This window comes from Caulobacter sp. FWC26 (assembly GCF_002742645.2).
Classification (GTDB): domain Bacteria; phylum Pseudomonadota; class Alphaproteobacteria; order Caulobacterales; family Caulobacteraceae; genus Caulobacter.
Window position 1 is genome coordinate 1,519,518 of sequence record NZ_CP033875.1, and the last position, 25,389, is coordinate 1,544,906.

The 25,389-nt window shown below is 64.0% G+C and carries 27 protein-coding genes; 7 read left to right on the plus strand and 20 right to left on the minus strand.

What is annotated here, in order from left to right; translation table 11 throughout:
• Positions 1-27 precede the first annotated feature (27 nt).
• Both CSW63_RS08655 and CSW63_RS08660 read right to left on the minus strand, forming a co-directional pair.
• Positions 28-1,008, minus strand: a complete 981-nt coding sequence (locus CSW63_RS08655) for a hypothetical protein (protein WP_127846954.1) — start codon at positions 1,006-1,008, stop codon at positions 28-30.
• A gap of 5 nt (positions 1,009-1,013) precedes the next feature.
• On the minus strand, positions 1,014-2,396 hold the full coding sequence (locus CSW63_RS08660) for a helix-turn-helix domain-containing protein (RefSeq protein ID WP_127846955.1): 1,383 nt from the start codon (positions 2,394-2,396) through the stop codon (positions 1,014-1,016).
• A gap of 706 nt (positions 2,397-3,102) precedes the next feature.
• Between CSW63_RS08660 and CSW63_RS08665 the strand changes: the two genes are divergently transcribed.
• Positions 3,103-4,053, plus strand: a complete 951-nt coding sequence (locus CSW63_RS08665; protein ID WP_099503801.1) for a hypothetical protein — start codon at positions 3,103-3,105, stop codon at positions 4,051-4,053.
• A gap of 295 nt (positions 4,054-4,348) precedes the next feature.
• On the opposite strand, the gene CSW63_RS08670 is transcribed toward CSW63_RS08665, so the two are convergent.
• The 4 genes from CSW63_RS08670 to traA form a co-directional block, all read right to left on the minus strand.
• Positions 4,349-5,320, minus strand: a complete 972-nt coding sequence (locus tag CSW63_RS08670; protein WP_099503799.1) for a hypothetical protein — start codon at positions 5,318-5,320, stop codon at positions 4,349-4,351.
• Positions 5,320-5,997 (minus strand): hypothetical protein, encoded by a 678-nt coding sequence (locus tag CSW63_RS08675; RefSeq protein ID WP_127846956.1) that lies wholly within the window; start codon positions 5,995-5,997, stop codon positions 5,320-5,322. The genes CSW63_RS08670 and CSW63_RS08675 overlap by 1 nt, the downstream gene beginning before the upstream one ends.
• A gap of 159 nt (positions 5,998-6,156) precedes the next feature.
• Positions 6,157-6,828 (minus strand): DUF6118 family protein, encoded by a 672-nt coding sequence (locus CSW63_RS08680; RefSeq protein WP_062095039.1) that lies wholly within the window; start codon positions 6,826-6,828, stop codon positions 6,157-6,159.
• Positions 6,829-6,844: 16 nt separating this feature from the next.
• Positions 6,845-9,703, minus strand: a complete 2,859-nt coding sequence (traA, locus tag CSW63_RS08685) for a Ti-type conjugative transfer relaxase TraA (RefSeq protein ID WP_062095041.1) — start codon at positions 9,701-9,703, stop codon at positions 6,845-6,847.
• 171 nt (positions 9,704-9,874) lie between these two features.
• Here traA and CSW63_RS08690 point away from each other — a divergent pair, with 171 nt between their 5' ends.
• From CSW63_RS08690 to CSW63_RS08700, 3 genes are all read left to right on the plus strand, one after another.
• On the plus strand, positions 9,875-10,141 hold the full coding sequence (locus CSW63_RS08690; protein ID WP_197425234.1) for a conjugal transfer protein TraD: 267 nt from the start codon (positions 9,875-9,877) through the stop codon (positions 10,139-10,141).
• 16 nt (positions 10,142-10,157) lie between these two features.
• Positions 10,158-10,439, plus strand: coding sequence for a conjugal transfer protein TraD (locus CSW63_RS08695; protein WP_082749410.1), 282 nt, complete (start codon positions 10,158-10,160; stop codon positions 10,437-10,439).
• Positions 10,440-10,614: 175 nt separating this feature from the next.
• The gene (locus CSW63_RS08700; protein WP_062095064.1) at positions 10,615-11,007 is read left to right on the plus strand and encodes a response regulator; all 393 of its coding nucleotides are present in this window, start codon (positions 10,615-10,617) and stop codon (positions 11,005-11,007) included.
• Here the strand turns inward: CSW63_RS08700 and CSW63_RS08705 are convergent.
• On the minus strand, positions 11,004-11,435 hold the full coding sequence (locus CSW63_RS08705; RefSeq protein ID WP_062095046.1) for a helix-turn-helix domain-containing protein: 432 nt from the start codon (positions 11,433-11,435) through the stop codon (positions 11,004-11,006). The two genes, CSW63_RS08700 and CSW63_RS08705, sit on opposite strands and share 4 nt — an antisense overlap.
• 162 nt (positions 11,436-11,597) lie before the next feature.
• Here CSW63_RS08705 and CSW63_RS08710 point away from each other — a divergent pair, with 162 nt between their 5' ends.
• Positions 11,598-11,993 (plus strand): hypothetical protein, encoded by a 396-nt coding sequence (locus CSW63_RS08710; protein WP_062095048.1) that lies wholly within the window; start codon positions 11,598-11,600, stop codon positions 11,991-11,993.
• 66 nt (positions 11,994-12,059) lie between these two features.
• Here CSW63_RS08710 and CSW63_RS08715 read toward each other — a convergent pair whose 3' ends face one another.
• From CSW63_RS08715 to CSW63_RS08735, 5 genes are all read right to left on the minus strand, one after another.
• Positions 12,060-12,509: a MucR family transcriptional regulator gene (locus CSW63_RS08715; RefSeq protein ID WP_062095050.1), complete on the minus strand. Its 450-nt coding sequence runs from the start codon at positions 12,507-12,509 to the stop codon at positions 12,060-12,062.
• 411 nt (positions 12,510-12,920) lie between these two features.
• The gene (locus CSW63_RS08720) at positions 12,921-13,442 is read right to left on the minus strand and encodes a hypothetical protein (protein ID WP_062095051.1); all 522 of its coding nucleotides are present in this window, start codon (positions 13,440-13,442) and stop codon (positions 12,921-12,923) included.
• A complete protein-coding gene (locus CSW63_RS08725; RefSeq protein WP_231737392.1) occupies positions 13,435-13,779 on the minus strand; it encodes an RNA polymerase subunit sigma-24 in 345 nt (114 codons plus the stop codon). The genes CSW63_RS08720 and CSW63_RS08725 overlap by 8 nt, the downstream gene beginning before the upstream one ends.
• Entirely contained in the window at positions 13,776-14,210 is a 435-nt protein-coding gene (locus tag CSW63_RS08730; protein WP_231737395.1) for a hypothetical protein, read from the minus strand. Before CSW63_RS08730 ends, CSW63_RS08725 begins: the two co-directional genes overlap by 4 nt.
• 41 nt (positions 14,211-14,251) lie before the next feature.
• Complete coding sequence (locus CSW63_RS08735; protein WP_062095055.1) at positions 14,252-14,683, minus strand: hypothetical protein; 432 nt, start codon at positions 14,681-14,683, stop codon at positions 14,252-14,254.
• A 561-nt stretch (positions 14,684-15,244) separates the two neighbouring features.
• Here CSW63_RS08735 and CSW63_RS08745 point away from each other — a divergent pair.
• Entirely contained in the window at positions 15,245-15,457 is a 213-nt protein-coding gene (locus CSW63_RS08745) for an AlpA family transcriptional regulator (protein WP_062095066.1), read from the plus strand.
• A gap of 305 nt (positions 15,458-15,762) precedes the next feature.
• Here CSW63_RS08745 and CSW63_RS08750 read toward each other — a convergent pair whose 3' ends face one another.
• The 6 genes from CSW63_RS08750 to CSW63_RS08775 are packed head-to-tail and all read right to left on the minus strand — an operon-like array spanning position 15,763 to position 23,262.
• A complete protein-coding gene (locus CSW63_RS08750) occupies positions 15,763-16,125 on the minus strand; it encodes a copper resistance protein CopC (protein WP_062095059.1) in 363 nt (120 codons plus the stop codon).
• Between the two features lie 41 nt (positions 16,126-16,166).
• Positions 16,167-16,796: a hypothetical protein gene (locus CSW63_RS08755; protein WP_099503798.1), complete on the minus strand. Its 630-nt coding sequence runs from the start codon at positions 16,794-16,796 to the stop codon at positions 16,167-16,169.
• On the minus strand, positions 16,797-17,549 hold the full coding sequence (locus CSW63_RS08760) for a HupE/UreJ family protein (protein ID WP_231737280.1): 753 nt from the start codon (positions 17,547-17,549) through the stop codon (positions 16,797-16,799).
• Positions 17,546-20,707, minus strand: coding sequence for an efflux RND transporter permease subunit (locus tag CSW63_RS08765; RefSeq protein WP_062093643.1), 3,162 nt, complete (start codon positions 20,705-20,707; stop codon positions 17,546-17,548). The genes CSW63_RS08760 and CSW63_RS08765 overlap by 4 nt, the downstream gene beginning before the upstream one ends.
• 12 nt (positions 20,708-20,719) lie before the next feature.
• A complete protein-coding gene (locus CSW63_RS08770) occupies positions 20,720-21,982 on the minus strand; it encodes an efflux RND transporter periplasmic adaptor subunit (protein WP_062093644.1) in 1,263 nt (420 codons plus the stop codon).
• Positions 21,979-23,262 (minus strand): TolC family protein, encoded by a 1,284-nt coding sequence (locus tag CSW63_RS08775; RefSeq protein WP_062093645.1) that lies wholly within the window; start codon positions 23,260-23,262, stop codon positions 21,979-21,981. Before CSW63_RS08775 ends, CSW63_RS08770 begins: the two co-directional genes overlap by 4 nt.
• 204 nt (positions 23,263-23,466) lie before the next feature.
• Here CSW63_RS08775 and CSW63_RS08780 point away from each other — a divergent pair, with 204 nt between their 5' ends.
• Positions 23,467-23,730, plus strand: a complete 264-nt coding sequence (locus CSW63_RS08780) for a hypothetical protein (RefSeq protein ID WP_127846957.1) — start codon at positions 23,467-23,469, stop codon at positions 23,728-23,730.
• Between the two features lie 114 nt (positions 23,731-23,844).
• Here the strand turns inward: CSW63_RS08780 and CSW63_RS08785 are convergent, their stop codons facing one another.
• Both CSW63_RS08785 and CSW63_RS08790 read right to left on the minus strand, forming a co-directional pair.
• The gene (locus CSW63_RS08785) at positions 23,845-24,960 is read right to left on the minus strand and encodes a nickel/cobalt efflux transporter (RefSeq protein ID WP_099503796.1); all 1,116 of its coding nucleotides are present in this window, start codon (positions 24,958-24,960) and stop codon (positions 23,845-23,847) included.
• 7 nt (positions 24,961-24,967) lie between these two features.
• Complete coding sequence (locus tag CSW63_RS08790) at positions 24,968-25,243, minus strand: metal-sensing transcriptional repressor (RefSeq protein ID WP_099503794.1); 276 nt, start codon at positions 25,241-25,243, stop codon at positions 24,968-24,970.
• Positions 25,244-25,389 lie beyond the last annotated feature (146 nt).

Consider the following 25,389-nt stretch of genomic DNA (forward strand, 5'->3'; position numbering starts at 1 on the left):
TGGACGCCTATCTCCCCGAGAAGGGGGTTAGTTTTGCAAGCCGGAACACACGCCAAGCCACACCGCGCCCTCAAGCTTCTCGGTGTCGCTCATGACCGCTGGCGCGATATGGGCCAGCCCCTCGTCCGCCGTAGCGAAGAAGTACCGGGTCTTGGCTTGCTCGCTTTGGCTGACCCTTTGAACAAAATCACTAAGCTGGGTGATGTCCCAGGCAGCGTTGCGAACACCGGCAATCGCATCCTCACGATTGCGGCCGCGCAGGCCCTTCATTAGCCCGCCTTTCGGGCCATGGGGGGCGAAGTAGTAGAGGGCGAACGCTAACGCCGATCCGGCAAGCATGAAATCCTCGAACATCCAACGCATCAGCTCCCTCGCCCTATCGGCGGGCGCGCGGTCTGACAGCCCTAGCTCGGCGACTTTCAGGGCGGCAATGTAGTTGCGTCGCCAGCGCCTAAGCGGCAACGCCAAATCGATGTCTTCGGCAGACGTGGGTTTACCAAGCTCCAGTCTCTGCCGCCGCCCCATAGCAAGATCAATCCAGGCCTGGACGTTGTTGTGATCGGCCGGGCGAAACCAGCGAAGTTCCTCGTGCGCAGTGGCGTTGCTCTCGCGATGGGCCAGCTCGTGATAGGCAATGGAGGGTTCAACTTGAATATCCATGGCCTGGCAAAACGCCATCAAGTCCACTGCAAGGCGCGTAGGCTTGTCGTCCTTAGCTGGAGCGCCATGCTGGGCAATGGCAGCTAACCGAGTGACAAGGTTGCGGTCGGGGAGCATCTGGAACTGCCAACCCTCCATTTCCCGCATGTAGAGGATCGCTCGATAATCCAGCATGCCGACAGATGCCGGCGTGAACCCAGGCGTAACGCCGCCGGTCGCAGCCAGCCTGGCCCCGAGAGCTTCAACGTCGGCGATCGGGAAGCCCGGTGGAAAGCGAAACAGAAGAGAGCCATTCATTTCCGCTCCTACCCACTGTTCGCCTTCGATTTGCCGGTGCAGCTCAGACAAGGGTACTAAAATTTTGAACGGCGCTGGATCACTTCCAGAAGCGTCTCACCGACTTGGGTTGATGGTTCTTCATAACCACGAAACATCGCAAACATCGGCGCCATAAGCTGTTCGACGACCGGTGCCAGTGCAGAAACCGGCGTATCGGCCGAGAAGCTGACCTTACATATTGGTGAGACATCATCGGCGGACACGTATTCACTCGGCCCGCGCATGAACCACTCATCAACATGCCGGCCAGCGAGACCCGACCATCGAAAAGCCCAATGAAGCGTATGCTGCTCATCAGCGATATTCAGGGCAGAAGCGAAGGCAAGTCCGGTAGCCAGAACCTCGACAACATCGGTTAGCGCCTGACGCTCGCCAAGAACCGTGCGGGGACGTCCACCATTTCTTCGAGCGATGACGTCGGGAAGAAGGAGCCTCCGTTCGTAGAACTTCCCATTCGGGTCAAAAACATTGAATGTCAGTAGGTCGAATATTTCGTCGGCATAAATCAGCGCCTCCCAACAACCATCACGAACTTGTGGCGCATACTTAGGTCCGGCTGCTGTTGTGTCTAACCACGGCGGATAACTCGTAAAGCGCGGCGCACTCGCTAACATCCGATGCAAGAAATCTTGAGTGGGGCCAAATCTGTTTGGCGAAGGAGAGATTACTAGGGCGACTTCCCGCCCACCCAACGCTCTCAAATCCGCAGCCCGCTTAGGCAACTCCGCACTCGCGAACGCCACATCAAATCGAACGCGCCCTCGCTCAAGAAAGTCGCCGACCTCATCTGGTGATGGGATGGCCTTAACGGTCGCAACTAGCTCGGCCAGGGCGGGAGCCACACCTCCCAAATGCCGCCGGATAAACCGACCAATATCAGCCTCACGGTTGTCGAAGCAGACCTGCATCAGGCGCTCCCAATCCGGATCACTAGCTGGCGCGGTGCTTGGCCGGCCGTTGCTCTCTAGCGTACGAACGGGGACCTCGCCGGCCGCCAGCAGGGTAACGGCTGCGTTCGCACGTTGCTCGACGATGGAAGCCTTGACCCGAACCGGGGTGCGGATACCGGTCGGCACCTCGATCCGAGGATGGTCGCCTGCTGCCGATCGCTCGTAAGTTACGGCGATCTCGAAACGCTCAGATGCATACTTCGATACGACATCCTGAACTCGGTCGATATGGTAGGCGATCGTCACGTCGAAGCCAGCAGAGTCGGTTCGCAGATTCCCGTCATTGTCGTATCCGACGAGCAAGCTCCCGCCACCGTGGTTGCGAAGCGCTATGAGCGTTCTAACGATCACCGCCAAATGCGCGGGCCGGGCCGGATCGAGCCAGGACTTCAATTCCAGCGCCAAGCCTTCGGTGACGCCGGTAATTGAAGGGGCGATTTGATTCATTGTGATGAGGCTTACTTCCAGCGAGCTGAGATCGACGACCCATCAGTCAAGTCACCAGTGGATGGCATCACAGCCACCGCTGAGCCGTCTCGCAAGTTTGTCAGTTGATGAGACCACATAAGCTGCCCTGGACGAACATTGCTCCTCAGCATGTCGCCGGCCTCCCACTTGCTCAAAATTCCCTGGGATCCAATCGGCACGGCCCTCCATGCCGAGCCGTTCGAGCATGAAATAATGCCGCCTCTCGTTATCGATACGAGATGGATTGAACTATCTTCCATGCCTCAGAAATCCCGAGCCGTTGCAAAACAGTCGCCATCGAATACCTTGTCCCCTGGCCTTGCAAGGAACGACGTCGTGCCGTCAACCACCGCTCAACACGTGAAGGACCACGCCTTTTCCTGTAATGGGCGCAATTTCGTCGCCAGAGTTTGGTTCGAGCCGACTACCCAAGAGATTGTTGTTGAGCCGTATGAGGCGGGGAATCGGGTGATTTTGACCTATCCAGACGGCGCTAAGCTAATGCCTCGATGGACCGCCACGCTAGTGACAGCCTTGGACGTTCAACAAATCCTAGGTCTTGATGCCATCGAATACCTCTTGAATGACGCGGAACGAATGGTGGCGGAGTTGGCCTAGCCTCAGACCAAGGTGTGCTCCATCTGTTGCCAGTGATTTCCGCCTAGCTATAGGCGACGCTTCTGCGATGAAACTAAACGGCGCACGCCACAGCTTAGTCCACGAGCTCTACCTGCGCACGGCGGACGAGACTTATATCGTCGCGCGGTGGTGTGGAAACGTCGGTTTAGGTACAGACTTCCTCTGGAATAGCGCGCACGCCCTAGAGAAGTACCTGAAGGCGGCACTGCTGCTGAATGGTCGCCCGATCCGCGATTTCAATCATGACCTTGTCGAGATGTACGACGAGCTGACAGAGATCGCTGGGGAGCTGCTTCCAACACTGCTCACCCGCCCCCCGCCGTTGGACATCGGCAGTTGGCATGAAGAAGCGCCACGCGGCTTTTTGGAACGACTGGAGCAGGCCGGTAGCCCTAGCAATCGCTACCTTTTGCTAGGCTACGACTACCGCTACGACGACCTGCACAAGCTGGACGCTATGGCCTATGCGATACGTCGGCTGGTGATCGGCCTGGACGATCTGGTTCGCGGCGCCGATGTGACCTTCCGCGAGGTCTTGCGGGATTCAGGATATCTCGATTTCACGCCGGATATGCCGCTGAGCCGGCTGATCCGCGAGAACGGGATGTCGGAAGTCCGGCGCTCAACGTTGAACCTCAACTTTGCCTTTGCACCGAGGTCGTTCGACCACCTGGCTGGCACCAGCCGCGCTGCGTTCGTCGAGCCCGTCATTTATCGCCGCATCTTCGAGCCGCTCTCCAGCGACAACCGAGAGATTGCGCTGGGTGGTGTGCTCGCGGCGCAATGGTTGCTCGACAACGTCTCGCTGCCTAACTCCACTCAGTCCCGCCGCAAGGAGCGCGCGGCCAGGATCGCCAAGGCAACGGGCTTGCCGTCCACACCGGTAGAGCCGGGATTGCGCAGTGAGATTGAAGCGGCAACAAAGGAAGCGATTGCCCGCCACGGCTTCGTTCTGAGCCCTGAGAACGAGTGGAAATTGGGGCCGCACTTGCCCTGAGGCCAATTACACGCCATTTTAATGGTAGGCCGATATGATCGGTCCAGGAGATTAAGCTTTATCCTAATCCGCGCCCGAGCCGCTTTGCGGTGCAAGCGCACGTCGAGAAGCGGATACCTGGTAGGTGATGCAATCGGCGTAGGCGACGGTCATTCGTGACCCGCTTCTCCGGGTAGCTTCAGGCTCGACCTGAGGGACCTAGGGGATGTTGAGGTTGGCTAGCCCAACTAACCGGCTGGAGAGGAAGATAAAGCGGCCTTTAAAGGACGGGCAGCGATGCTCGTCCTTTAATTTTTCAGGCCTCGCGCACGTAGTCGTCGGGATAGACATTAGCGTGCGATCCGCTGAACGCCTTAGGCCCAGCCTCGGCGCAGTCGAAGATCTGGTTGGCCAGTAGCTTGCCATCGGTCCATTGAACGTCGTGTTGAAAGCCCTCGGGAATGGGCGTCCCGAACCTGAAAAGGCTCTCGAGCTTCTGCCTCAGGATAGGAACGTCCGGCGTCTCCGACGGCAACTCCCACACGCGACCATGCTGGCCATACTCGGACTTGGCGAACACCAATCCACGATCGTCGTAGGCGAATGATTTGTTCCGGCCTTGGGTTCGTTTGTAAAACTCTTCCAATTCCTCAAACTTGAACCGGCGAGTTTCGACGACCGCTTCTATATCGGAAGCCGTGTTGGTCGGGTTATCGAGCCACGCGCGATAGTGAGCCGCCAGGCGGTCGCCGCCGGCATGATAATTACGACCTGGGAGCATTAGGGCATCGTCGTTTCTGCGCGCCTGAAGCCGGAGATGCAGGCTCATCATCTCAGGAGAATCAGCCGCCGCTAAAGCCTGCTTGATCAGCGTCAGGAGGGTTTCTGGATAGTGCCGCCAGTGACGACCACCAGGCCATTCCCAACGATCGTCCGCGAGCTTCATCGGCAAGACGGAGTGGCCGAACGCATCAAGGAGTCTGCCTGCCGATGGATCATCGACATACGCCAGCACCGCCCGGTTTGGCTCCGGCACGGCCTTTCCTTCGGGAGAGCGGCGGTGTTTGGCGAACTCGAAGGCTGCACGCATCGACTCGATGATCGCCGTGTCTTGAGCATAGAGACCCCCATCCTTTTCGGCGAACGGTCGGCAAACAGCCCGCCAAGGGGGGGTCTGCTTTTCGATCGCCCCGACCACGGAAGCGGCCAACGCGCCGGACACGCCAGTGACAATGACTAGCGGAGCGACGGTGTCGATGCGTTCGTTGTTGCTGCGACGCCCGCTCATCAGGGCCTTTTCAACAGCAGCGCAGCGATGTCGGCCGGAATAACAAAGCGGGAAAGATAGTTTGGATCTTGAGCCGCCAGAAGCCGCGCCAAGGCGCTGGAGCTTTGCCCCCGCGAGAAGGTCTTCGGGTCGAGCTTGCAGGCTTCACACCAAGCCAAGAAGCCCTTCCACAAAGCATCCTTGTCCTCGGGGCTAGCGTTTTTAAGAGCTAGCCCAGGCCTGCGGTATTCCTCTGCGATAGCTAAAAAGCCAGGTCGAACCAGCTCGTGGGAATGAAACCGAGCGTAGCGGAACGGCGGCGCAGAACGAACCGCCACGACTTCGTTGGCCTCGGTGCGCAGACAGAATGCAATTTGGACCGACGTCGGCAGGCCGTCGAATGCGCTGCTGTGCGACCTCACCGCAGCCTGGGTTTCGTTGATCGTTCGCTCGATTTCAGGACTGCGACTAGCCGGAACGACGGCCTCGCGACCGCGCGTCTCTGCCGGCGCGACGACCTTCAAACGGTCGATCGCCAGGGCGATGGCCTGAACAAGCGTACCGCCCTCGTCACGGATCGCTTTGATCAGCTCCGGATGGAGCTGGCCGAAGCGCGAGAGCAGCAGCGGCTTTTCGGGATTATCGGCGTAGTAGGCCTCGACGACCTCTACCACCTTTTCCACGATTTCCTGCTTCATCGTCTCGGTTGCCCCGATCATTGCTCAACTGGACTTCGATCCCACGACGGCACTCTCCGCTCAAGGGCGTCGCTTACCGGGAAAGCATTTCGGTCACGAAAATAATGAGCGAAGCGCGTGGCTCGCCAGCAATATGCGCGCATTTCCCGTGATAGCTTATCACCGAGAGCGTCCATTAGACGAGGAACGCTCTAGTCTCATATTCTTAGGAGGCGTCGTTCTGCCGTTGCCAGTGGGAGCGACCGGCAACGACAATTCTCTCCACCGCTCTGGATCGGCGACTGACAGCAGGCGCTCGCCTGCCGACCACATGTCACGGCGGAGCACGTGCGCCGCTCTTCTTTCCGGCCAGGCCCAGCCAGCGGGCGCGGCATTTACGATCAAGGTGGATGCACTTGCATACAGCACCGCGCCACCGACGACGCCAATAGTCGCCGCCTGAACAAGCCGCCAGTTCTGCAGGCTGGCCAGCCGCGCACGATCAATCCACCCGTTGAGATCGCGGGCGGCGCGCTGAAGCGCTTCTTGAGCTTGATGAACCGCTTCTCGATCCTGCCGCCGGACCTCATCGCCAGCCGCCGCGACCTGCCGCGCGATCTCCGCCGGGCTCATGGTGAGGGTAGGACTCGCCACCAGCTTTCCCAATCGACCGACTGCGATTGACACGCTCTTGGCGATCTCGCCCAACGTCTCGCTGTAGTCTGGCACCGACGCTCGTTCGGCGGCTAGCCCTGCCAGAGCGACATTCAGCAAGGCCACCTCCCGCCGCAACGCCTCGAACGCCACCGCCGCCGGATCTACCGGCGCTTCTGATCCGATGTTCTGATCCATCACGTCCTCCTGCCTTTCAGATGCCAAGTCCCCGGCCGCGCCCGATGCCGAGGTAGTCCGAGAGCCCCTGGCCCACGCTCCGCCCAATCTCTGCGGGGAGCCCAAGCTCGGGCCGGCGGGTGCGCAGCAACGACTCCACCTGCGGATCGCGCTCCAGGCTCTTGGCCATGGCGCCCATGCGGTCCTTGACCTGACCGGCGCCGGTCATGTCGCCCGCGCGGTGCAAGGCCGTGCGCTGGCGCTCCAAACCCTGCCAACGCTCGACGAAGCGGTCGGCGCGTAAACGCGGATCGGCGCGAACCTCGGCCTCAAGCTGAAGGACTCGGATCGCTCTTTGGGTGCGGCCCGACGCTGTCTCGCCGGCCAAGGCCGGATCACGGACATAGGCCCCCTCCAGATCCTTGGCGGCGTGCGGACCGATCTTCCCCATCGCCTCGCGCGCCTGCTCCAGTGCCTGCCGCTGATGGGCGAGCACCGGCAAGCCGCGGTCGTTCATGCGCATGACGTCGCCCGCGGCGCGGGCATGGCGCTCGATCGCCTGGCGCTGCGCAAGCTGGGCATCATCACGCGCCGGCGCCGCCGGCTGATGCGCGGGACTGGCCGGCTTGAACCCTGCGAACATGCCGCGCTCGCGCTGCTGCGGCTCCTTGGGCCGCATCGACGGCGGCACACGGATGTCGCGTCGCTCAGCGAAGTCGCTGGCCATGTCCTTGGCCCGCTCACGCGACAGGACGCGGGTCAGCTTGCCCAGATCTTCGAACTCGTCGCGTCCGTAGTGAAGTTGCACGCTGTCGCGGTGCCGCGACAGGGCGACATAGGCGCCATGACGATCCATCCCCGGCGTCGCCAGCACATGGGTCCGATCGACCGTGACGCCCTGACTCTTATGGATGGTGGCCGCATAGCCATGATCGACTTGGGCGTAGTCCTTCAAGTCGAAGGCGACGGATCGCTCGGCGTCGAGCCGCACGGTCATCTGGGTGGGCGAGACCTGCTCGATCTCGCCGAGCATGCCGTTCTTCACCCCGAGCCCACGATCGTTCTTCAGAAACATCAGCCGATCGCCGACCGCAAACTTGCGCTCGCCGCGCTCGGCATTGACCGTCACGTCCTCGCCCAAGGCGCTGGCCTGACGCAGCCGCCCGCGCGCGGTCAGATTGAGATCGCGCACCTCGTCGTTGGTGTGCGTCAGGATGATCCGGCTCTTGCCGGGCTCGGCGATCCGCTCGCGATCCCAACGCTCGACCAGATCCTCGCGCGCCTGATCGCGGGTCTCGGCCGCGTGGACCATGCCGTGCGCCTCGTAGGCCGCTAGCGCCTCGCCCGTCCGGCCGGTGGCCAGATGCCTGGTGGCGTCGCGCTGCCACTCTTCATATTGCCGGCGAACCTGAGTGATCTCCACGTGCGAATGACGCTCGGCGATCGACCGGAATGCCGCGCCGGCCTCGATGGCCTGGAGTTGCTCGGGATCGCCGACCAAAACCACCTTGGCCCCAGCCTTCTCGGCGGCCGACAACAGCCGCTCCATCTGCCGCGAGCCGATCATCCCGGCCTCGTCGATCACCAACACGTCGCGGGCGTCCAGCAGCTCGCGGCCCTGCGCCCACTGGTGCTCCAGACTGGCGATGGTGCGCGACGCGATGCCTGATCCGCCCTCCAGGTTCTCGGCGGCGATGCCCGACAAGGCCAGGCCCTGGACGCGATAGCCGGCGTCCTCCCAAGCCTCCCGCGCCACGCCCAGCAGCGCCGACTTGCCCGTGCCCGCATAGCCAACCACCACGCCCAGATCGCGGGCCTGGGTGACGTGCTCGAACGCTGCCTTCTGCTCACCGGATAAGACGAGACCGCGCTGTTCGGCGCGCGCCAGGGCGCGGCGTTGATCCAGTTCGCTGACCCGGTGCGCCCGACGCTCGGCCATCACGGCGGAGGCACGATGTAGGCGGTCCTCGACCGCGATCATCTCGCGGCTGGTGAACCTATCCTGGCCGCGTCTGTCCTGGCCCAGAGCGAGAAGTTCGGGCGAAGCCTGCACCGCGCCAATGGCCCGGTCGAACTGCTCCTTCCCGTCCGAATGGCGGTGAATGAACATCGCCAGATCGCGGCGGGTGAAGGTCGCCTGCTGCTTGGTGATGGCGTCCAGGGCGATGCGGGGATCGGCGATGATCCGCTCGCCGTTGGCGCGCGCGATCTCGTGGTGTTCGTCGAGCCGATCGGCCTCCAGGCCCTCGTCGGCTCTACGTCCGGCGGCCGGTCCGATCTTGTTCTGCGGCTCAAGGTCGATGCCCTGATCTTCCAGGCTGCGATGATCGATCCGCGCATCGATGTCGAGCTGCGCCAGCCGCTCGTTGACGTGGTCAGCCCAGGCCTCGCGCCAGTGCTCGACCAGTTCGGTCCGGTTCCAGTCGCGGACCTTGGCGCCGAACCCGTCCTCGCCGACCTCCCGCATCGACAGCATGACGTGGGCGTGGGGCTTGGCCAGGCCGTCCGGTCCGATGTCCCAATGCACATTGAGGTCGGCGACCATGCCGCGATCGACCATCTCGCGCTGCACGAAGTCGCGGGCCAGCTCGATGCCTTGGGCCTGGTCCATCTCGCGGGGGATGGCGAACTCGACCTCGCGAGACAGCTGGGCGTCCTTGCGCTTCTCGCCGGCCTCGACCGTGTTCCAAAGCGCCGCGCGGTCGGACAGATGCTCGGGCGCGCCATCCGGCAGCATGACCTCGGAATGGACGACGCCGGACTTGTTGGTGAAGTCGTGGTCGCGATCCAGCCGCTCGTCGTGCAGCCGCGAGGCGGAGCGATAGGCGGCCGAGGCCACGGCGCTGGCCCCGGTGGCGCGGCTGATGACTTTGACGGAGAAGTGGTAGATCGCCATGGCGACAGACCACTTACCTTCCTGAGCGCACGTCGGCACGACGTATAAGCGCGCCCTCCAAGATTAAAATCTCGGGAGGGACCGGACTGTCTCAGTGTGTTCCACCGATCTTACAGCATTCCGAGACCGGCTGCTTTATCCTGAGTGCATCCCGCCATCATGGAGACTGCGATGCGAAAACCTCGTGACTTCGACGCCGAACTGAAGACGCTGGAAGACAAGGCAAGGACGCTCAAGGAGCGAAAGGTCAAGCAGCTCGGCGAACTGGTGATCGCCACCGGGGCCGATGCTCTGGACGTCGAGACGTTGGCGGGAGGACTGCTTGGCCTGGTCGAGACAAAGGACGCGGCCCGCAAGGCGGAGTGGCGCAAACGCGGCGCGGAGTTCTTTCGCAGCGGGAAGGCAGAACCTGCGCGCGCTGCTGGTGGCGACCAATGACGCGGCCAGGAGGTCCATGGCGACGCGACACAGGCTTGAGGCGCGGCGGGCCAGGACCGACACGCGGGCCTGGGTGATGCAGCGGCGCGAGCGGACCCATCACCTGATCGAACTCGGCGGCCTGGTGCAGAAGGCCGGCCTCGTCGATCTGACCGGCGACGATCGCGCCGCGCTCTACGGCGCGCTTCTGACCCTGGCGATGATGCTCCAAGGCGAAGACCGCGAACACACGCTCGCCCTCTGGCGTCGCGGTGGAAAGCGGGCGTTCGAGCAAGATGCTGCCAACCGCCCCGTATGATCGATACGGCGCTGCTTCATCCTGGTCAGGCTTCTTTTGCGGACGGGCGATATGGCAAAAGGGAGACAGCCCGGCTCATTCGCTGAATCCATGCAACAGAAACGTCCATCTCGGGTTGGTCGTGTATCCGACTTTCGCGTTTGGCATTTTCCAGCGTTTGTTGGCAGGGGGCAGCATGACGACCACCGAAGAGACGGCGGCAACAAAACCAATCGTCCTTGTCGTTGAGGACGAGGTGCTCGTGCGCATGCTGGCTTGCGAGATTCTGGCGGATGGCGGTTTTGACAACCTGGAGGCCGTCAACGCGCAAGAGGCGCTGGTGCTCATTGACGCCAGGCCAGACATCGCCGTGATGTTCACCGATGTCGATATGCCTGGCGAGATCAACGGCCTGGGATTGGCGCATCTGGTGGCGATGCGAGCGCCGCACGTAAAGATCCTTGTGACCAGTGGAGCAGCGGCCCTGAGAGCGGGCGATCTGCCAGCCGGAGCGCGGTTCGTGCGAAAGCCCTACTCGCCGTCCACGCTTCTGGACCTACTGGCCGAAATGCTCGCCCCGGCTCCTTAAGACGCTTTGTCTGAATCGGCCTCTTCCGCCATTGCGCGAACCAGGTCGAGGATCTGTCGGCGAACACGACCCTTGCCAATCTTCGGGAAGATCGCCGCCAGTTCCAGGCCCTCGGACGTATTCAGAAAGTCCGTGATGACCCGATTGGCGGCCTCGCCGACATCGTCGCTCTCATCGGTGACAGGGTCGGCGAGGCCGTCGAAGAAGTACGACACCGGGACCTGGAACGTCTTGGCGATCTCGTAGAGCTTTGATGCGCTGACCCGATTGGCGCCGCGCTCGTACTTCTGAACCTGCTGGAAGGTCAGCCCCAGCGCGTCGGCCAGATGCTCCTGGCTGACGCCGAGCATCTTGCGGCGCATGCGAACGCGACCGCCGACATGGAGATCGACCAGATTGGGTGTTCGAGCTTCAGGGATAGAGGTCAAGTATCGGCTCCGTCAGGTTTCGGCTCGAAAAGGGCCACGCGATCACAAGGCAGCGGTTCAGCGGAAGAACGGCTTGCGCCGCTCCATTTCAAGCCCGTTCTCCAATGAAGCTGTATTGGCGGCGGATTCGACGGGTCCGGATCGTTCCGTCATGCTGGGTGGATGGCCAAGCACGACCCTCTCAACGACCTTTGGCAAGTGGGCTGGAGCAAGCCCATCGGCTACCTTCCACTGCGAGCGATCGAGTCATGCGGCTCGTCCGCGACGCAACTCTCGGCTTGGGCTGAGAAGAACGACCTCAAGCATGCCCTCGTCACGGAAGACGAAGGCCATGTCGTCAGTGGCGCGGTCTACATCTGGCATGAAGGCGCGGTGCAGCGCCTGCTCAACCTCAATCCAAACATTTTGACGCGAAGCGGCTGGCCTACTGAGGCCGATGCGTTCGTGAAGACGGTCGCGACGCGGACGGCCGAAGGCGAAGACATCTACGATTTGGTGGGCGCCATGTTCGACGACAAGCGGATGGTGCAGACTCCCCGTGTTCACCGCCCGCGCTAAGGTCATCATGCCTGTAGCGACTTGATCAGGCCGCCAGATTTCGGCGACCTGATCCTCTGGCTGACCTTAGGCGCTTTTGGCGCGCGCCTTCGTGGCCTTGACCGGCGCCTTGGCCTTGCGACCGCCCTGCCCAAGACCGAGGGCTTTGGCCATCGCGCTGCGCGCTTCACTGTAAGCCGGCGCCGTGGTCGGGTAGTCATTGGGCAGTCCGAACTTGGCCTTGTACTCGGCAACGGTCATTCCGTGCGTGGTCAGATGGCGCTTCAAGGTCTTGTAGGGCTTGCCGTCGAGAAAGCTGATCAGCGCGTCGGGCGTGATGCTCTTACGGATCTGCCCGGCAGTCGGCTTGACGGTTTCCTCGGCCGCTTCAAGCACCGGGGCCTCGGCGCCAGACAGGGCGGCGTGAACGGTCTTGATCAGGTTCGGAAGATCAGCGACCGCCACGGAATTGTTGCCGACAAAGGCGGCGACCACATCGGCGGTCAAACCGATCATCGCGGCGTTCTTTTCATCCATAGTGCAGCCCTTCACTTCGAAAATAAGGGCGGAACCGTCGCACTGACTCGGGAAGTTAACAACCGACCGTTCAGCCGTAATTGTAAACTCTGGGCCAAGAGCCAGAACCTTCCTTAAGTGCATGCCGAGCCCTGGCCGGGCGGTCCGATGGCGGTCAAGGGCGGCTTGCCGTCGCGTAGCGAGGCGCGCGAAGCGCGCACCCTTGAGGGCCATCGGACCGTCTGGCGTCCTTGCCGCAGGCACGGAAGTTCTGACTGAAGGGCCAACCCAAAACGCGAACAGCGCCCGTGCCGGGGGAGAGCACGAGCGCTGCGCTTTGCGACGCGGGGGCCGGCGGGGGGAGACCGGCTTGTCTCGCTGTCGAACCTCAAATTGGTGGGGCAGAGAGGCTTTGCAACGGCGCGATTGGGGTCATTTTGCGTTCGGCGGCGTCGGGCGGGTCTCGACGACAGGCGCGCCGCAATGGGTGCATCGGACGTGCTGCATCTCGGCCACCGCACCCTTGAACAATTCAAAGCCGTCGCCGCGTTCATGGTCCATGACCTTCACGGCGACCTGAAGCTTGCTGGCGACACCTCGCATGTCGCGCGCGACCAGGGCCGGGAGGGCGTCGAGCCCTTGGCGCCGCTGCTCAAACAGTCCCTTCACCTGCCTGTCGATGGCGTCCATTTCTTCGGTGGGCGACAAGGCCTCACGCTGGTCGGGCGTCATCTTGTGCCACCGCTTTTCTTTCACGAGCACGTTCTCCAGGTCCGACCACCGCGACAACAGCCGGTCGATCTCGGCGTCGAGCGCCAGCCATGCGTCACAGCGCGCCGTGACGTCATTGGACAGTGAGGTGGGGCCAGCGCTGGCCAGGATCGGCGTGGCGCTGGCCGCCCCGATCAGGACGCGGCGGGAGACCGCGAAGGGGTCATCCTTGCTGTCAGACATGGCGATCCTCCGGGCTGGATGCAGCAGCGCGTCGCGGGCGGACGCGCTCGACAAAGTCGATGGTTGAGGTGACCTCGTAGAGCGCTGACGCCATGTGCGCCTGGACGACTTCAACGGTGAGGCCCAGGTGACGGCTGATCAGGGCGTAGTCGAGCGCCTGGACGCAGCTCAGCAGGAAGACGTCTCGCGTATCGCCACGCAGCGCCATCACGGCATAGGACGTCACCTGCTGGCTGTTGTGCGGATCAAACCCCTGGCCGCGCCACAAGCGCCGGTATTGGCAACGCCACCACTGCGAGGGATCGAGCAGCCAAAGTCTCCCATGGCGGCGCATCATTCGCCCTCCATGTTCATCAAGCAGGACTCGCCGGCCGACGCCTCGCCATCGACGACGGCGCCCACGGCGGTGATGAGGTCTCGCACCGTTTCGCAGGCCTCGAACCAACACACCGACGCGGTGACGTCCGGCGCCATCGCTGAAATGGCATGGACCTCGTAGTAGGGGCTGAGTAGCGCGGCGAGCGCGGGAAGCTCCGCAGGCGCGCCGTTGAAGCCGGCGCGTCGAGCGCACTTCAACGCCTTGATCAGATCGTGGCGGATGTGAATCCGGTTCCAGTCGTCTCGGACTCCCCGGTGCAGCAGATAGGCCTTCAGCCCCAGTTCGATCGCGATAGCCAGGAAGTAGCGGGTCGCCTCCGGGTGGCGATCTAGCGCCGTCTCGGCGGCCTCATGAAAACTCGCTGCGTTGCGGCGGAAAGTGTACGCCAAAAGCCAATCGGCGTCGCCGCGTCGTCTGGGCGCCCGGCGGTTCATTTTGGCGCGCCAAGCTTGGCGAGGTCGCGGACGGCCCGAACGATCAGCCCATGCGCCTCGGGGTGGTCTTCTTCGAAGATCAAGCGCCCCGCCACCGCCAGGTTGGCAATGATCGCTTCGACGCTCTTGGCCGGGGCCGGTCGCATCGCCTTAAGAAGTGCATTGCTGTCGGTCTCCAGCACATCCAGCCTCGCCTCGATCTGCGCCAGCCTCGCGCCCTCGGGGACTGCGGCCCGTTCATCGGGCGACAGGCGAAACCAACGGCGATGCCTGATTAGCCAACCTTCGAGGGTGCCCCACTCGGCCAGGAGCTGGCGGTGCTCAATGTCCATGGCGATCCAGCGCTGGCAGATGGCCAGGTTGTGATCGCCAGCCGCGCTTATTGGGGTCAGCCCAGCAATCAAAGGCCCGATCGCAACCCCAGACATGGCCGCCCGGCGAGAGATCGCTGACTGATTCTCAGCGCCAGCTTCGCCTTCGCTGTTGAGCTTTGGCACTCGACGAGATCGCATCATTGCCTCCATAACCGATACCGCTTATACCTAAGCGATATCGGTTATGTCAATTTTCCGGCGATGAAGAATGTGATTGGGTTGGAAGGCGGTCGCGCACCCGATAGGCATGAGCCTATGGGACGCCCCGCGCTTGGATTGAAGCAGACGACAGTCCGGTTGCCGGTTGAGACCGTGCGCCGCATCGAAGCTTTGTTGGGGCCTCATCAGCTAGCGGCGTTCATTCGCGAAGCCGTCGAAAACGAGCTGAAGCGGCGCGAACAGCGCGGCTGACACCACCGGTTCACCACGGCTAGAGGCGCACCGTTCCGGTTGGACCCTTGCTCAGGCACGGTGAGCCTACGCTAGAGGGCGCCTAACGCCTGTCTTTCTTTCCCAGAGTACGATCCGGTCCGTCGCGGCCTTGCGGCCTCCGTCTATCAATCCAATTCTGGTCCATCAAATGCCCCGAGATCCCAGTCTATGGAGCTTGTCGCGATGGCTGAACCCGACCGTATTCTTCGTATCCGAACCGTGCTGCAACGCACGGGCCTGAGCCGCTCAACGCTCTACCGCAAGATCCAAGACGGCTCCTTTCCCCGCCAAGTCCAGATCAGCGTCCATGGCGCCGGTTGGCGAGAGTCGGCGATCAACCATTGGATCGCCGACCCCGCCGGCTTTCGGATGGAAGAAAGGACAGGAAGGGCCTGACGGAGATCGCCCCCTCAAGGGCGGCTTCGCCGTCGCCAACGGCGATGCGCTTCGCGCCCCCTTGACCGACCGCTCTCCGCCAGGCTGGGGCTCGGCGTGCGGCTTAAGCCGCGCTCCGCCTACCAATAGGCGCTCCTTGAATAGAGGACGCCAGCCGACTGGACGGTCAGCGCCAGCCGATAGACACCTTGAAGGCCTGCTTATCGCCAGGACGCCGGATCCCGCTCTCGCCCCTCCTGAGGCGTTCGGAAGTTCCGCTTTCGCACGGCAGGCCAACCCAACCGTCCGCGCCAGATGTCGCTGTTCTACGGCTTCACCTCGAACCGATAGCGCCCCGGCATGTCGTGGTCCTCGGTGACGATCTCCCACGAGACCGTGTAGGCGCCGGGCTTCAGCTTGGCCTTGATCGGGATGATCAGACTGAAGCTGCCCTTGTCTGTCGCCAGGGCGCCGATCGCGATGGGCTTGCCGTCGGGGCCTTCGATCTTGGCGGTGCTGAGCGGCAGTTCAAGTTGCTCGCTGAACATCACGCGCACCTCCTTGGGCGAGGTCTTCAGCTTGGCGCCAGCTTCCGGGCTCCGGGTGATGACTTGCGGATGGGCCAAGGCGGTCGTGGCCATCAGCAGTCCGGTGACGGTGATCGCGGCGAGCAGTTTGGGTCTGAACATCGGGGTTCCTTTCGGGGGAAATGAGTGCGGGCGCGAGGGCGTTAGCTGGAAGCCTTGGGCAGTATCTTGGCCTTGTTGCCGGGTTCGCCGGGCGGGACGAGCTGGTAGAAGCCGCTGATCCTCAGCTTGACGACCACGGCCTTGGCCGACTGGTTTTGCAGATACCAGCCGTGGATGCCGTCCATAGGCGCGATCAGTGAGCCACTCGATGAAGTCCCCGTGGCCTGGCGATATTCGATCACCTTGACCTTGGGAGACGGCGGGCTCTCGCCGTGGAAGTCGGAGTAGAACTCTTCGGGGACGGTGACCCCATCCACGCTCCAGCTGTAGACCAGGCTGTCGCCGGTCTTCATGCGGACCTTGTATTCCAGCTCTTCGCCGCCCCGGCCGGCGTCGGCGGTGTTGAGCGGGATGTCGATGACGTCGGAGCGATAGGCCGTGGTCGTATAGCGCGCGACGCTTTGGTCGGCGGGGGCCGTGGTGACGACCTCCTCTTTGGGCGCGGCCAGCTTCGACAAGCCCGTCAGCTTGCCGACACCGATCGGGTCCTTGCCGAACTCGGCCGGCAGAACGACGCCGACGAAGAGGATCGCCGCGATGGCCGTGGCGCTCGCGACGATGATCGCCAACCGTTTGCGATCGGGCGGCGTAATCGTGGTGTCCGGAACCATCTAGGCTCTCCCTTCGAGGACGTAGCCGGCCAGCTGGTAGGCGACCAACACGAAGCCGGCGGCCATCAGCGCGCCGTTGGCGGCGATGGCCTGCTTGTTGAAACTGGCCCTGGCGCGCCACCAGATGATGGCCCCCAGGATCACAGCCAGCGCGATGAGCTGGCCCAACTCCACGCCGATGTTGAAGGCGATCATGTTGACCAGCAGGCCGTCGGGCGACAGCTCCAAGGCTTGCAGCTTGGTGGCCAGGCCAAAGCCGTGGATCAGACCAAAGCCCAGGACGGCAAGGCGAGTGTCCGGCTGGACGCCGAACACCGTCTTGAAGCCGCCGAGATTGTCGAAGGCCTTGTAGGCCACCGACAAGCCGATCACCGCATCGACCAGGAACGGATTGACGTTGATCTTGCCCAGCACGCCGGCCAGCAGCGTGATGCTGTGGCCGATGCTGAACAGGGTGACGTAGAGGGCGACATCCTTCAGCCGGTAGAGGAAGAAGATCACGCCTAGCAGGAACAGCAGATGGTCGTAGCCGGTGACCATGTGCTTGGCGCCCAGATAGAGGAACGCGATCGGCTGGGGGCCGCTGTTCTCGGCCACGAAGGCCGCGTCCTTGCCCTGGACGCCGTGCGCCAGCGCCATGTCCGCCGCGCCCTGGAGCAGCAGCAGGATGAGCGCCAGACCTAGCAACACCGCGCCGTCACGCAGGCGATGCAGAGCGTGAGGCGATAGCCGTTCTGTGGTGTCGGCCATCATGCCATCTGCTCCTGGGGCGCGGAGCCGTTCCTCTTGCCTAGTTGCGAACTATTTGCAAGTCGGTAGAGGGCGGGCAGGACCAGCAGGGTCAGCAAGGTCGAGGATATGATCCCGCCGATCACCACGGTCGCCAGCGGACGCTGCACCTCGGCGCCGGCCCCGACATTGAAGGCCATCGGCACGAAGCCCAGGCTGGCGACCAAGGCGGTCATCAGCACCGGCCGAAGCCGGGTCAAAGCGCCCTCGGAGATTGCCTCGTCCATCGACCGGCCCTCGGCGAGCAGGCTGCGGATGAAACTGACCATCACCACGCCGTTGAGCACAGCCACGCCCGACAAGGCGATGAAGCCGATGCCCGCCGAGATCGACAGCGGCAAGCCGCGCAGCAGCAGCGCCGCCACGCCGCCGGTCAGGGCCAGGGGCACGCCGGAGAAGACGATGGCGGCGTCCTTCACCGATCTGAACAAGGCGAACAACAGGCCGAAGATCAGCAGCAAGGCGGCCGGCACGACCAACTGAAGCCGCTTGGCCGCCGAGATCAGCTGTTCGAACGTGCCGCCGTAGCTGACCCAGTAGCCGGTCGGGATTTCCACCTCGGCCCCGACCTTCTGCTGGACCTCGGTGATGAACGACCCCAGGTCGCGACCGCGAACATTGGCGGTGACCACCACGCGGCGCTTACCGTCCTCGCGGCTGATCTGGTTAGGGCCGATGACAGTCTCGACCTTGGCGACATCCTGGAGTGGCACGAAGCCGCGCGCACCGTCGGCGGTGGCCGGCAGCGGGACGCGAAGCCGTCCCACGCCATCGACATTCCCGCGTATGGCTTCCGGCAGGCGGACCACGACATCGAAGCGCCGATCACCTTCGAAGACTTGGCCGACGACCGCCCCACCGATCGAGGTGGCCACGACCTCCTGCAAGTCCTGCACGTTCAGCCCCAGGCGCGCCAAGGCGGCGCGGTCGGGGGTGATCTGCAAGACCGGCAGACCCGTCACCTGTTCGACCCCGACGTCCTGGGCGCCTTCAATCCCCTCGACCACGCTGCCAACGCTTTTGCCGATTTCGAGAAGCTGGTCGAGGTCGTCGCCGAACACCTTGACGGCCACGTCGGCGCGCACCCCCGACAGCAGCTCGTTGAACCGCATCTGGATCGGCTGGGTGAACTCATAGTTGTTGCCGGGGATGGTGGCGACGGCGGCCTGGAGTTCGGCGACCAGCTTGGCGCGTGGCTTGCGTGGATCAGGCCAGTCCTTTCGATCCTTCAGCATGATGAAGGTGTCCGCAACGCTGGGCGGCATGGGATCGGTGGCGACCTCGGCGGTGCCGATCTTGGCCACCACCCGCTCGACCTCGGGCATCTGCTTGATCCGCGCCTCCAGCGCCGTCTGCATGCGGACGGCCTGGGTGAGGCTTGTGCCGGGGATGCGCAGGGCGTGCATGGCGATGTCGCCCTCGTCGAGATTGGGCACAAACTCCGAGCCCATCCGACTGGCCGCGAAGCCGGCGATTACCACCAGCGCCACGGCGCCGGCCACGAAGGCGATCCGCAGTCGCAGCGCCATGGCTAAGGCCGGCTCATAGAGGCGGCGGGCTCCGCGCATCACGCGGCTTTCCTTCTCTTCGACCTTGCCGGTGACGAAGGTCGCCACGGCGGCCGGCACGAAGGTCAGGGACAGCACCAAGGCGGCGGTCAGGGCGATGACAACCGTGATCGCCATCGGGTGGAACATCTTCCCCTCCACCCCGGTCAGGGCGAAGATCGGCACATAGACCAGGGTGATGATCAGCACGCCGAACAGCGACGGCTTGATCACCTCGCCGGCCGCGCTGGCGGTCAGGGCGAAGCGCTCGTCCTTGCTGAGCAGGCGCCCCAGACGATGCTGGGCCTCGCCAAACCGGCGCAGGCAGTTTTCGACGATGATCACCGCGCCATCGACGATCAGGCCAAAGTCGAGCGCGCCCAGGCTCATCAGATTGCCCGACACCCGGCTCTGCACCATGCCGGTGATGGTCAGCAACATGGAGAACGGGATGATCGCCGCCGTGATCAGCGCCGCCCGGATGTTGCCCAGCAGCAGGAAGAGCACGACGATCACCAGCAGCGCGCCCTCGACGAGGTTCTTCTCGACGGTGCGGATGGCGCGATCGACCAGGTCCGTGCGGTCATAGACCGCCTCGGCGACGACGCCGGGCGGCAGGGCCTTGGCGGCCTGCTCCAGACGCTGGGCCGCCGCGCGAGCGACGGTGCGGCTGTTTTCGCCGACCAGCATGAACACGGTGCCCAGCACCACCTCCTTGCCGTTCTCGGTCGCCGCCCCGGTGCGCAGCTCCTTGCCGAGCCCGACGTCGGCCACGTCGCCGATGCGGATCGGCGCGCCGCCGCGATTGATGATGATCGTGCCGCGCAGGTCTTCGACGCCGCTGGCCTGGCCCGGAACCCGGACCAGATACTGCTCGCCGTAGCGTTCGATATAGCCGGCGCCGACATTGCTGTTGTTCTTGGCCAGGGCGTCGGTGACGTCGGCCATGGTCAGGCCGTAGGCCGACAGGCGCTCGGGCCAGGGCGTGACGTGATACTGCCGCTCGAAGCCGCCGATGGTGTTGACCTCGGTGACGCCGGGCGTGTTGCGCAGCTGGGGCCGGATCACCCAGTCCTGCAGGGTGCGCAGGTCCTCAGGGCTGTAGGCCTTGCCGTCAGGACGACGCGCGCCCGGCTTGGCCTCGACCGTGTACATGAAGATTTCGCCCAGGCCCGTGGAGATCGGGCCAAGCTCGGGCGTCAGGCTGGAAGGCAGCTGGGCGCGGGCGGCCTGGAGCCGTTCGTTGACCAGCTGCCGCGCGAAATAGATGTCGGTCCCGTCCTTGAAGACGACGGTGACCTGGCTCAGACCATAGCGTGAAACGGAGCGGGTATATTCCAGCCCCGGCAGGCCGGCGATGGCCGTCTCGATCGGGAATGTGAGGCGTTGCTCGGCCTCCAGCGGCGAGAAGCCTGGAGCCTCGGTGCTGATCTGCACCTGGACGTTGGTGATGTCGGGGGTAGCGTCGATCGGCAGGCGCTGGAAGCTCCAGACGCCGACGACCGCCGAGGCGAGGACGAGCGCCAGGACGATCCACCGAAAGCGGATCGACAGCGCGATGATACGGTCAAGCATGGCTGCGCGCTCCTAGTGATCGTGGCTCGCGCCGGACTTTTCGATGTCCGCGCGGATCAGGAAGGCGCCGTCGGCGACATATTCGGTTCCAGGCTCAAGCCCGCCCAGGACCTCGGTCCATTCGGGCGTCTGGCGGCCCAGCTCCAGCATCCGCACCTCGTAGGTGTCGCCCACCTTTGCGAAGACCACCGTGAAGTCGCGGAAGCGCTGGAGGGCCTTGGTGCGCACCGCCAACGGAACGTGGCTGGAGGCGACCTGGAACGAGCCTTCGACGCCCATGCCGGGCCTGAACGCGGCTGACCCCTCGGGCAGGTGGACGTGGGCCATCAGGGTCTGACTGGCCAAATCGGCGGTCGGTAGGACGGCTTCTACCCGCGCCATAAGTCTGGTGTCGCCCGACAGGCTTCGCACCTCGACCGGCTGGCCAACGCGCACTTTCTCGGCGTCGCGGGGATAGACGAAGAACTCCGCGTGCAGCTTGGTCGGATCGGCGATGACGAAGATCGCCCGCTCGCCGGCCACGTCGCCGACATTGAGATTCTTCTCGACGATGATCCCGCTGATCGGCGCGAAGATCGAATAGGTCTGAAGGCTCTCGCTGGACTCCACGCGCGCCAGCAACTGGCCCTTGCGGACCTGCGTCCCCAGTTCGCCACGAAGCGCCATCACCCGTCCGGGATACCAGGCGCGAACCTCGCCCTTGCCCTCGGGCGTGATCTCCACGCGACCGGCCATATCGACCAGCTGGGCGACATCGGCGGCGCCGGCGATCTCCGTCTTCACGCCGCCCGCCTTGGCGGCCTGCGCGCTGATCGTCGTGCGCCCCTCGTAGGACGCGTAGGTCCATTGATGGCTCTGGCCGCCCTGGCTGGCGCGCACTTTCACGTCGAAGGAGTGGGGCTCATGCACCACGCCCGCGCCGCGCAGATAGTCCTCCTGCGGTGCGAAGCTGAACCGATCGACCTTGCCGCCCAGGCGGGTCAGTTCGACCGACAGCTGGACCTGACGCGGATCGACCGGCTTGTCCTTGCGGTAGGCATAGACGTGGAACTCAGGTTCGACGCCATCCTCGAAGATCGTCATCTCGATGGCCAGGTCGCCGTCGCGCAACATGCGGCCACGATGCGGGCCGCGCTCATAGTCGCCGGCCTTGGCGGCGTGGCCTTCTGTTTCGGCGGCGGGCTTGGCGCTATCGCTGCAGGCCGTGAGCACCAGGCTGGAGGCCATCAACAGGGCAAGGCGCACGGAGGCGCGCCGGGTGTAATCGCGGTTCATCGGACAGTCTCCGAAGTGGGAATGAGGGCGGCATGGCGGCCAGTCAGGCGGGCCAGCAGGGCGCGGTCGGTATGGAAGGCCTTGAGGGCCTCGAGGCGCCGGCTTCGGGCGTCGATCAGGACCTTCTGGGCCTCGATGACGTCGAGATAGCTAAAGCCGCCCCGATTGAAGCCGTCGCGAACCAGGGCGACGGTGCGTTCGGCGGCGGGCAGAACTTCGGCCTCGATACGACGGGCCTCACTGGCTCGTGCGGCGAGGTCGGCCTGAAGCCTGGCGATCTGCCGCTCGCGCAGGACCTTGCCGCTGAGCAGGTCGGCGTCGGCCGCTGTGCGTTCGGCCTGGGCGCGCTCGATGGCGCCGCGATTGGTGTCGTAGCGTGCCAGGGGGATCGAGCCGCCCACCACGACGGCCATGTCGCGACCTTCGTTGAGGTAGCGCAGACCGGCGCGCCAGGTCGGGTCCTGAACGGCCTTGGTCTCCTCCAGCCGCACCCGAGCCGTAGCGGTTTGCCGTTCGGCGTCGAGCAGGGCCATGTCCACGGTCGAGGCCTCGCCCGCTATGTCCTGGGCGGCGGACGTGTCTTCGAGCACGGCGGCGTCGATCTCGAAATCGACGCCGCCGTTCCAGTAGCCAGCCAAGGTCCGGCGCGCGGTGTCGGCTGTCATCTGGGCCTGCGACAGGGCGATCCTGGCCTCGGCGACCTGGGCGTCGGCGCGGGCTCCGGCAAATAGCGGGTCGCGGGCCGCCTTCACGCGGCGATCGACTTCGCCCCGGGCGCGCTCGGCGATGTCCAGGCGGGTTTTGGCCAGGCGAACCTGGGCTTCAGCCGCCAGGGCTTCGACCCAGGCCAGTTCGACCTCCTTGAAGAGGTCCAGCACCTTGGTCTGGTGGCGCAGTCGAACGAGGTCGATCTCGGTGCGCGCCAAGGCGGTTCGAGCCTCGCGCTTGCCGCCACGTTCAAGGCTCTGCTGGTAGTAGACCGTCGCCTGGGCGCGATCGGCGAGGGAATAGGGACCGGTTCCGGTCAGGTCTTCCAACTCGACGCCGACCACGGGATTGGCGCGAACGCCGGCTTGCCGAGCGCCTGCGTCGGCGGCCTTCAAGCGAGCCTCGACAGCCGGTCGGGTGGGATCGGCCTGGGCCGCTCGGGCGAGCGCCTGGTTCAGGGCCAGGGATTGGCTTTGCGCCGCTATGGGCAAGGCCACGATGGGCAGCGCGACGGCGAGCGCCGACGCGAGCAGCCAGGATCGCGCGCGGCGACCGTGGATAGGACGGGACATGGATTTCTCTCGAACGGAGGCAGGCGCGGCGCAGGGCCGCGTCGGTCAGGCGACGTGTTCGAGGCTGGCCTTGGGGGGGCGTTTCTGCGGAGAGGGCTCTGCGCTGGCGAGCGAAGCCCCACCGTCAGGCCAAGGTGCGGCGGAGGCGGCCCAAGGGCTCACCATCGCCATGTCCGTCACGAGACCTAAGAACGAAGGGGCATCGTGGTGGTGATGCGCGCCTTGCGGGGGAGAAGGATCACGATCGTCGTCAACCGCGAGCAACGCCATATCGTCCGCGTCGTCATCGTGGTGATCCTGGGTCACCTGCTGGTCATGATCGTGGTCGTGATCATGACCCGACAGATCGACCGTAAGAGGGCCAGCGAAGGCATTGGCCACGTGGGCCTGACCGCTGGCGTGCAAGGCTCTATCCACCATCGCGACCGGCGCCTGAACCACGAGCATGGCGATCAGCATCACGGCTAGAGCCGTCACGCCTTTCCCAAGCCGATTGTTCAGATGCTGAAGCAAGAGTCCCTCGAAGCAGTCGTGAGCGGCGACATAGTCGTCGCAAGCTAGGCTTAGATCAATGCGTCTCGGTCAACGCAGGATCGCGGCCACAGCTTGCCAGGCCAAGATCAAGCCCACCACGGTGATCAACGCGCCGGAGGCGTAGGGCGCGCGGCGGGCGAAAGTCGAGAACGTCCCGGCGAAACGCTTCTCCGCATGGCGCATGCCGATAGCGGCCACGACCCCGACAGTGACCATGGTGATGGCCAGGCCGATCGAGAAACACAGCACCAGAGTCGCGCCGAGGGCGACCTGCTTGAGCTGAAGGCAGAGCAGCAGGACGGTGATCGCGGCCGGACAAGGGATCAGGCCCCCGGTCAGACCAAAAAGGATGATCTGGCCCGTGGTGACGTCGCGGCCTGCGAAACGTTTCTTGATGTCGTTGGCGTGGGCGCGCTCGTGGGCGTCCTGGAAGCCGGGGTCGGATACGTCGAGGCCTCCATGGTCGCGGCCATGGTCATGCTCGGCGAAGACGACATCGAAGTCATGGCCGTGCGAGCCGTGCGCGATCGACAGCCGGGCGTCGAACGCATGCGGCTCGGGAATCGTATCAACCGATTCCAGGAAGGCGCCCTTGTCGATGAAGGCGAAGGTCTGCACCGTGCCGTCGGGACGTGTGGTGGTGACGGTCAGTTCACCGGCGCTCGGCGCATGCCCGCGCTCGGCGGTGACCCGGAAGCACGGCGGCACGCCGTCCTCGAAGATCGCCAAGGCGACGACGCCCTGGCCGGTGTCGATGCGCCGGACCTCGTCGTCGTGGCCGTGATGGTGATCATGGTTGTGTTCGTTGGCCTCAGCGCGGCCTTCACGCCAGGTGCGCCAGACCATCCACAGGGCCACACCGATGATGATCGCCGCCGAAGCCAGCTGGAACCAGGGCTCAGCCGTATTCAGGTCGAGGTTGCGCCCGAAATAGAGACCCGCCAGGCCGATCACCCAGACGATCAGGGTGTGGGACGCGGTCGCCGATAGGCCCAGCAGGATCGCCTGCCACCCAGTACCGCGAACGGCGACGATGAAGGCGGCCATCATCGTCTTGGAGTGGCCCGGCTCCAGGCCGTGAAGCGCGCCCAGCAGCAGGGCCGAAGGGATGAACAGCCAGGCGTGCCCGGCGCCCTGGGCGAGAAGATCGGCAAGGGAAGTCATCGGCGCCTCAGAGGTACTTGGTGATCTGCTTCAGCTCATCCATCGCCTTGGCCGCGTCGCGCGGCTCGTCTTCGGCGGCGTGAGCCAGGCAGTGATCGATATGATCGTGGATCAGCGTCTTCTTGGCGGCGGCCACGGCCTTCTCGATGGCGTGGAGCTGCTGTGCCAAGTCCAGGCAGGTGCGCCCCGCTTCGATCATCGCGATGGTCTTGCGCAGATGCCCTTCGGCGCGCTTCAGGCGATTGATAATCTCGGGATGGGTTTCGTGGACGACGTGAGCCATAGTAGACAATCCTATCCCCCAGGAGGGGATCTAGCAATTAGTCTTGGTGCTCTACGCTGCGCTTGCTCATGTGCCAAATTTAAAACGTCGTCTCTCCACCCATCTGGGAAGCTGGCGACGTCCGCTTATAGACGGCCAGCGGCGTG

Excerpts from the sequence above, each read along its gene's own strand:
- CSW63_RS08735 (WP_062095055.1), bottom strand. The coding sequence starts at position 14,683 with ATGTCTGGGGTTGCGATCGGGCCTTTGATTGCTGGGCTGACCCCAATA.
- CSW63_RS08720 (WP_062095051.1), bottom strand. The coding sequence starts at position 13,442 with ATGTCTGACAGCAAGGATGACCCCTTCGCGGTCTCCCGCCGCGTCCTG.
- CSW63_RS08790 (WP_099503794.1), bottom strand. The coding sequence starts at position 25,243 with ATGGCTCACGTCGTCCACGAAACCCATCCCGAGATTATCAATCGCCTG.
- CSW63_RS08665 (WP_099503801.1), top strand. The coding sequence starts at position 3,103 with ATGAAACTAAACGGCGCACGCCACAGCTTAGTCCACGAGCTCTACCTG.
- CSW63_RS08770 (WP_062093644.1), bottom strand. The coding sequence starts at position 21,982 with ATGAACCGCGATTACACCCGGCGCGCCTCCGTGCGCCTTGCCCTGTTG.
- CSW63_RS08710 (WP_062095048.1), top strand. The coding sequence starts at position 11,598 with ATGGCCAAGCACGACCCTCTCAACGACCTTTGGCAAGTGGGCTGGAGC.
- CSW63_RS08695 (WP_082749410.1), top strand. The coding sequence starts at position 10,158 with ATGGCGACGCGACACAGGCTTGAGGCGCGGCGGGCCAGGACCGACACG.
- CSW63_RS08660 (WP_127846955.1), bottom strand. The coding sequence starts at position 2,396 with ATGAATCAAATCGCCCCTTCAATTACCGGCGTCACCGAAGGCTTGGCG.
- CSW63_RS08765 (WP_062093643.1), bottom strand. The coding sequence starts at position 20,707 with ATGCTTGACCGTATCATCGCGCTGTCGATCCGCTTTCGGTGGATCGTC.
- CSW63_RS08670 (WP_099503799.1), bottom strand. The coding sequence starts at position 5,320 with ATGAGCGGGCGTCGCAGCAACAACGAACGCATCGACACCGTCGCTCCG.
- traA (WP_062095041.1), bottom strand. The coding sequence starts at position 9,703 with ATGGCGATCTACCACTTCTCCGTCAAAGTCATCAGCCGCGCCACCGGG.
- CSW63_RS08680 (WP_062095039.1), bottom strand. The coding sequence starts at position 6,828 with ATGGATCAGAACATCGGATCAGAAGCGCCGGTAGATCCGGCGGCGGTG.
- CSW63_RS08725 (WP_231737392.1), bottom strand. The coding sequence starts at position 13,779 with ATGATGCGCCGCCATGGGAGACTTTGGCTGCTCGATCCCTCGCAGTGG.
- CSW63_RS08760 (WP_231737280.1), bottom strand. The coding sequence starts at position 17,549 with ATGATGGCCGACACCACAGAACGGCTATCGCCTCACGCTCTGCATCGC.
- CSW63_RS08750 (WP_062095059.1), bottom strand. The coding sequence starts at position 16,125 with ATGTTCAGACCCAAACTGCTCGCCGCGATCACCGTCACCGGACTGCTG.
- CSW63_RS08785 (WP_099503796.1), bottom strand. The coding sequence starts at position 24,960 with ATGACTTCCCTTGCCGATCTTCTCGCCCAGGGCGCCGGGCACGCCTGG.
- CSW63_RS08690 (WP_197425234.1), top strand. The coding sequence starts at position 9,875 with ATGCGAAAACCTCGTGACTTCGACGCCGAACTGAAGACGCTGGAAGAC.
- CSW63_RS08715 (WP_062095050.1), bottom strand. The coding sequence starts at position 12,509 with ATGGATGAAAAGAACGCCGCGATGATCGGTTTGACCGCCGATGTGGTC.
- CSW63_RS08745 (WP_062095066.1), top strand. The coding sequence starts at position 15,245 with ATGGCTGAACCCGACCGTATTCTTCGTATCCGAACCGTGCTGCAACGC.
- CSW63_RS08675 (WP_127846956.1), bottom strand. The coding sequence starts at position 5,997 with ATGAAGCAGGAAATCGTGGAAAAGGTGGTAGAGGTCGTCGAGGCCTAC.
- CSW63_RS08700 (WP_062095064.1), top strand. The coding sequence starts at position 10,615 with ATGACGACCACCGAAGAGACGGCGGCAACAAAACCAATCGTCCTTGTC.
- CSW63_RS08755 (WP_099503798.1), bottom strand. The coding sequence starts at position 16,796 with ATGGTTCCGGACACCACGATTACGCCGCCCGATCGCAAACGGTTGGCG.
- CSW63_RS08775 (WP_062093645.1), bottom strand. The coding sequence starts at position 23,262 with ATGTCCCGTCCTATCCACGGTCGCCGCGCGCGATCCTGGCTGCTCGCG.